Below are 4,537 nucleotides of genomic sequence, written 5' to 3'. Positions count from 1 at the left end.
TCCTGTGGTTTAAAGTTGGCTTTCTGTACGTTCACGCAGGGCATCAGCGTGGCCACGGCCTCGTTAAGCCTTGGTGTCGGCTCCTGTTCGTTGTCCACCAGTTTCGCCATGGCCCACAGCAGGTTGGCGATATGCTGAGGAATAAATTGGTCTTTCTGGACGTTCACGTGGGGTAACAGCGCCGCCACGGCCTCTTTGAGCTCTTGTGTCCACTCATGCCCGTTGTCCATCAGTTTCGCCATGGCCCACAGCAGGTTGGAGATATGCTGAGGAATAAATTGGTCTTTCTGTGCGTTCACCCGGGGCAGCAGCGCGGCCACGGCCTCTTTGATTTCTGGCGTCTGCTTCTGCCCGTTGTCCACCAGTTTCGCCATGGCCCACAGCAGGTTGGTGGTTTCCTGTGGATTAAAGTTAGCTTTCTGTGAGTTCATGTGAGGCAACAGCGCGGCCACCGCCTCGTTGAGCTCCAGTCTTTGCTCCTGCCCGTTGTCCACCAGTTTCGCCATGGCCCACAGCAGGTTGGCGATTCCCCGGGCATCAATATCCCTGTCCTCAGGTGTTTGGTTGCATTTAAATATTATTGCATCAAGTAGCGTTGACAATAAGGCAGCTTGAGTAAGCTTGACACGCTCATCCATGGGTGTATGGGGGGTAAAAACACCCGCTGAAGTAAATGAATGAATTGTGGTCGTCAGGCTTCGCCAGTCCCAACGCCGTGTTACGGTAAAATTTTGCAGCAAACGTATCAGCTGGCTTTGTTCAGCTCGATTTAACGGTCTTTTAGCAGCTGATGTGTATTTTTTAATTGAATTGGCATACAGGCCGTGATTTCTCCCATCATAGCGATTACCGAAACGATCCGATTTACTCACCAGATCATCCATTATTTCCTGTTTGATGAGCGCATTAAAATCTTGAGCAGGGTTTGCTGAACGGCACTGTAGATGTTGAGAAGGGCATACGCCAGAAGAACGGTAAAATTTATTACGCCCCGGGGTAGTGCGTGGGGTATTATCCCACTGTCTGACTGTACCATGTCTATATTGCACACGCCTTGAAGAAGCGGCATGGTCATTCGGTTGGTTGTAATCATTATCTGATCTTGTGTATTGACCACTGATACCAGCAGAGCTTCTATCCATAATTATATTTCATTAATTCATGGAAATATAAAAAGTAGACTGTGGTTCTTTTCATAAGTTCATTTTGCTGGAATGTTGGTAAACGTAAACGGCTGGCGAAATACACCTACTCCTGATGCCATCAATCCGTTATTTTCAAATCATCCGGGTCGAGATGTATGGGCAACAGGTGTTCAACACTGGCATTCCTTCCCGGAATGTGAAAAAGGTTCTTGAGTCATGATGGTAGGAAGGCGATTACTGGCTGGTTGTTTTCTTCGTCTTTGCTGGTTTGCCGGTTTGCTCTTCTGAATGTTCTTCGGCGGTTAAGTAACCATAATCTGAGGGTTGCCTGCCTTTATCAGCAGTAACGTATGCCTCATCTGCCCAGCTTCTTTTAAGTGATACAGAGCCATGCCCCGGAGGCGGTAAGCCTATCCTGGTCTTTATTTGATCAATGTATGGTTTCATTAAATACTGACTCAAGAGCCTGTTAACCGGAATTTCAATGACCTCAAATCCTGCTTTTTGCAACAGTGCGATTTTCAGCAGAGTCGAACCATTTCTGGTTTTGAAATCACCACCCACGTAATGAGACGGTCCCTGAACTTCAATCACCATGTTGTGATCTGGCAGTAGCAGGTCAACCGGAGGTAATGAATTCAGACTCTTTTCTTCTTCAATCCTCAATGATGGAATGCATGATTGGAGTTGATTGCAGAAGTCGGATTGACGTTTTGAAACAATTGTCTGGTAATGGGGAACGACCGGACACGCTCTGTCAAGCCAACTTGCTGCCATGGTCATAATGGATTGATCCTCTTTATTGTCCGGGGATGTATTTTGCAGGCGAGTAAACAGATCATCCATGTGCTTTTCAAGCCAGTAATTTTTGTTGGCATCGGAGACCTGAGACAACCTGGCACAGCATACCATTACTCCCCAGAGGGACATCAATATCGTTTGCTGAGAAAGCTGAGGATTGTCACTGATCCGGTAGACAAGCGATTCGAACGTAGAGGTAACCATGTTCAGGTCAACGAGTTCGCCCAGTTTTGCCATGGCCCACAGCAGGTTGCCGATAGCCTGTGATTTAAAGTTATCTTTCTGTGCGTTAACGAGGGGCAACAGCGCGGCCACGGCCTCGTTGAACTCTGGTGTCTGCTCCTGACCGTTGTCCACCAGTTTCGCCATGGCCCACAGCAGGTTGGAGATATGCTGAGGAATAAACTGGTCTTTCTGTGCGTTCACGTGAGGCAACAGCACGGCCACGGCCTCGTTGAGCTCTGGTGTCTGCTCCTGCCCGTTGTCCACCAGTTTTGCCATGGCCCACAGCAGGTTGGCGATATGCTGAGGAATAAACTGGTCTTTCTGTGCGTTCACGTGAGGCAACAGCGCGGCCACGGCCTCGTTGAGCTCTGGTGTCTGCTCCTGACCGTTGACCACCAGTTTTGCCATGGCCCACAGCAGGTTGGCGATATGCTGAGGAATAAATTGGTCTTTCAGTGCGTTCACGTGGGGCAACAGCGCAGTCACTGCCTCTTTGAACTCTGATGTCCGCGCCTGACCGTTGTCCACCAGTTTTGCCATGGCCCACAGCAGGTTGGTGATTTCCTGTGGGTTACAGTTAGCTTTCTGTGGGTTCACGTGGGGCAACAGCGCGACCACAGCCTCTTTGAGCTGTGGTGTTTGTTCCTGCCCGCTGCCTGCCAGTTTCGCCATGGCCCACAGCAGGTTGGTGATATGCTGAGGAATAAATTGGTTTTTCTGTGCGTTCACGAGGGGCAACAGCGTGGCCACGGTCTGTTTGAGCCCTGGTGTACGATGCTGCCCGTTGTCCACCAGTTTCGCCATGGCCCACAGCAGGTTGGCGATACCCTGTGGTGTAAAGTCAGCTTTCTGTGCGTTCACGCAGGGCAACAGAACGGCCAGGGCCTCTTTGAACCCTGATGTTGCCTCCTGTCCGTTGTCCAGCAGTTTCGCCATGGCCCACAGCAGGTTGACAATACCCCGTGGTTTAAAGTCAACTTTCTGTGCCTTTACGTGGGGCAACAGCGCGGCCACGGCCGCTTTGAGTTCTGGTGTCTGTTCCTGCCCGTTGTCCACCAGTTTCGCCATGGCCCACAGCAGGTTGACGATTTCCTGTGGGTTAAAGTTAACTTTCTGTATGTTCACGTGGGACAACAGCGTGGCCACGGCCTCTTTGAGCTCTGGTGTTTGCTCCTGCCCGTTGTCCACCAGTTTCGCCATGGCCCACAGCTGGTTGGCGATTTCCTGTGGTTTAAAGTTAGCTTTCTGTATTTTCACGTTGGGCAAAAGCGCGGCCACGGCCTCTTTGAGCTCTGGTGTCCGCTCCTGCCCATTATCCACCAGTTTCGCGATGGCCCACAGCAGGTTGGCGACACCCTGGGCATCAATATCCCTGGCGTGAGGTTTTTGGTGGCACTTGGATATGATTACCTCAAGTAGCGTTGACAGTAAGGCAGCCTGAGTACGCTTAACACGCTCATGCATGGGTTTATGGGGAGTAAAAACACCGGCTGAAGTCAATGAATGAAGTGATGTCGTCAGGCTTCGCCAATTCCAACTCCGTGTTGCTGTGAAATTTTGCAGCAAACGCATCAGCTGGCTTTGTTCCGCTCGATTTAACGGTCTTTTAGCAGTTGACGTGTATTTTTTAATTGAACTGGCATATAGGCCGTGATTTCTCCCATCATAGCGATGACCGAAACGGTACGATTTACTCACCAGGCCATCCATTATTTCCTGTTGGGTGAGCGCATTAAAATCTTGAACAGGATTTACTGAACGGCGCAGTAGATAGTGAGAAGAGTATGCGCTGGAAGATTGGTAAAATTCATTACGCCTTGGGGCTGTGCGGGATGGAGGATCCCATTGTCTGACTGTGGTATGTCTGTATCGTCCGCGCCTTGAAGAAGCGGCATGGTCATTGGGTTGCTTATAATCATTATTTGATCTTGTGCGTTGACCACTGATACCAGCAGAGCTTTTATCCATAATTATATTTCATTAATTAATGAAAATATAAAAAGCAGACTGCTGTTTTGTTCAAAAGTTCATTTTGCTACAACGTCTATAAACGTAAGCGGTTGGGGAAACACATCTACTCCTGATGCCGTCAACCCGTTATTTTCAAATCATCCGGGGCAACAGGTGTTCAACACTGGCATTCCTTCCCGGCGTGTGAAAACGGATCTAGAGAAATGATAGGAGGAAGGCAATTACCGGCTGTTTGTTTTCTTCCTCTTTGCCGGTTTACCGGTTTGCTCCTCTGAATGTTCTCCGGTAGTCAAGTAACCATGACCTGAGGGTTGCCTGCCTTTATCAGCAGTAACGTATGCCTCATCTGCCCGCCTTCTTTTAAGTGATACAGAGCCATGCCCCTGTGGCGGGAA

General features: G+C 49.6%; 2 protein-coding genes. Both read right to left on the bottom strand.

The window, feature by feature from the left end; genetic code table 11:
- Positions 1-1,142: hypothetical protein (locus ACO6V1_RS22535; RefSeq protein ID WP_422468709.1), on the bottom strand; the 1,142-nt coding region annotated here is incomplete at its 3' end.
- Between the two features lie 237 nt (positions 1,143-1,379).
- On the bottom strand, positions 1,380-4,139 hold the full coding sequence (locus tag ACO6V1_RS22530; protein WP_422468707.1) for an RAP domain-containing protein: 2,760 nt from the start codon (positions 4,137-4,139) through the stop codon (positions 1,380-1,382).
- Between the last annotated feature and the right edge of the window lie 398 nt (positions 4,140-4,537).

Source organism: Endozoicomonas sp. ALC013 (genome assembly GCF_049310205.1).
Taxonomy (GTDB): Bacteria; Pseudomonadota; Gammaproteobacteria; order Pseudomonadales; family Endozoicomonadaceae; genus Endozoicomonas.
The sequence above is the reverse complement of the archived record's forward strand: the minus strand, read 5'-3'. Positions and strand labels throughout refer to the sequence as shown.

Coding starts and splice junctions, on each gene's coding strand:
- ACO6V1_RS22530 (WP_422468707.1), bottom strand. CDS start 4,139: ATGGATAAAAGCTCTGCTGGTATCAGTGGTCAACGCACAAGATCAAAT.